This window comes from Pseudomonas sp., assembly GCF_049645325.1.
In the GTDB taxonomy this organism is placed as follows: Bacteria; Pseudomonadota; Gammaproteobacteria; order Pseudomonadales; family Pseudomonadaceae; genus Aquipseudomonas.
In genome coordinates this window covers 1-1,998 of record NZ_JBARTQ010000702.1, presented here as the reverse complement: position 1 = coordinate 1,998, position 1,998 = coordinate 1, and the positions used below count along the sequence as shown (strand labels likewise).

Genomic DNA, 1,998 nt, shown 5'->3' with positions numbered 1-1,998 from the left:
CTGTAACAGTCACCGAATGTGTTGACTGACTCACCGCCTTCGCGAGCAAGCCCGCTCCCACATTTGATCTGTATGCATCCGCGAAACAGGGTTTTTGCATTTTTTTCACAGCCCATCCGGATAATCCCCAGCCTCCTGCGCGCGGGCCCGTTGATCCTGTGCTATCACGTTAAGCTGACTTTCTGGAAAAGCGCTCAATGGCCGTGCCCTTGCCTTCTGTTACCTCCAAGCCCCGCTCCCTGTTTGCCCTGCGCTGGTATTCGTGGCTGTTCCTGGCCGGTGTGATTGTGTACGGCGTGGCCTGGGCGATGCACTGGGATGACCGTGGTGTGTTGTGGGTGGCGGAGCGCTTTGAAACGCCGGCCGAACAGCAGGCGAGCGTGTGGCTGCCGAACTACCGTGCGGTCATCGATGGCAAATTGCTGCCCGGCATGGAAAAGGACGAGGCTTCGGACCTGTCCTACAACCCGCAGACCAAAACCCTGTTTTCCGTGATGGGCAAGAACCCGTTCCTGGTTGAGTTGAGCCTGCAAGGCGACGTGCTGCGCAAGATGCCGCTCAACGGCTGGAACAACCCGGAAGGCGTGACGGTGATGGAGAACGGCCTGATGGCCATTGTCGATGAGCGTATGCACACCCTGTCCGTGGTGAAGGTTGATGCAGGCACTCAGCAACTGAATTACGCCGACTTCAAAGCCTATGACCTGGGCCCGTCCAAAGATCAGAACAAAGCCTTTGAAGGCGTCACCTGGGACAAGCGCAACCAGCAAATCGTGCTTGGCGAAGAGCGTCCGCCTGCATTGTTTACGTGGAAAAGCGACGGCACCACGCTGACCGGCGACAAGCAAAAAGTCGCCAGCACCGAGTTGGACATGCGCAACCTCTCGGCCCTGGCCGTCGACCCACGAACCGGGCATTTGCTGGTGTTGTCTGCTGACTCCCATCTGTTGCTGGAGCTGGACGAAAAGGGCGAGCAAGTCAGCTTCATGACCCTGCTGGGTGGGTTCAACGGTCTCAAGCACACCATCCCCCGCGCCGAAGGGGTGACCATGGATGAGAGCGGCACCTTGTACATGGTCAGCGAGCCAAACCTGTTCTATCGTTTCGAACAGCAAAAATAGCCCACGATTACGTCGGATATTTCTCCAAGAGCGGCATTCGCCACACATCAGGCAGCGTTTAAGTTTAAATTCAGACAGGCGTGATATTCATTCGCCACTTTTGACATTGAGCTCGCCTGATGCGCCGATTGGCCCGCCCCAAACCTGCATTGTTCATTGTGTTGCTGATCGCCCTGGTTGCCGCCGGGGTGGTCGCGCAGCAATTTCGCTTGTTCGAGCGCGCGTGGTTCAACTGGCAGGCGTGGCGCCAACCCATGAATGAGCGCTCCATTGGCCTCGCCGACTACCGAGTGGCGGTGGAAGGCCAAGTGATTGAAGGCCTCAATGACGACGTCTCGGCGCTGACCTACGACCCGGTGCGCAAAAGCCTGTTTACCGTCACCAATAAAAACGCCGAGCTGATCGAGCTGTCACTCGAGGGCAAGCTCTTGCGGCGTATTCCCCTGGTGGGCTTTGGCGATGCCGAGGCGGTGGAATTCATCAGCGACAATATTTACGTGATCAGCGATGAGGCCCAGCAACGCCTGATCAAAGTGCATGTGAATGACGACACGCAATTTCTCGATGCCGCAGACGCCGAGCAAATGACCTTGGGCGTGCACATCGGCGGCAACAAGGGCTTCGAAGGCCTGGCCTATGACTCGGTGGGCAAGCGCCTGTTCGTGGCCAAGGAACGTGACCCTATGCTGATCTACGAGGTGCACGGTTTTCCTCACTTCAAGCCGGAAAAAACCTACTCGGTGCACGTGATCAACAACCCCAAGCGCGATGCCGGGCTGTTTGTGCGCGACCTGTCGAGCCTGCAGTACGACGAGCGCAGCGGCCATCTGCTGGCGCTGTCCGATGAGTCGTTTTTGGTGTTGGAGCTGGACATTGA

The 1,998-nt window shown here is 57.7% G+C and carries 2 protein-coding genes; both read left to right on the top strand.

The window, feature by feature from the left end; all coding sequences use genetic code 11:
- The first annotated feature begins 197 nt into the window (after positions 1–197).
- The gene (locus WBB95_RS29955) at positions 198–1,121 is read left to right on the top strand and encodes an SdiA-regulated domain-containing protein (protein ID WP_424490875.1); all 924 of its coding nucleotides are present in this window, start codon (positions 198–200) and stop codon (positions 1,119–1,121) included.
- Positions 1,122–1,240: 119 nt separating this feature from the next.
- Positions 1,241–1,998 (top strand): SdiA-regulated domain-containing protein (locus WBB95_RS29950; RefSeq protein ID WP_424490874.1); only part of this gene is annotated, 758 nt, incomplete at its 3' end.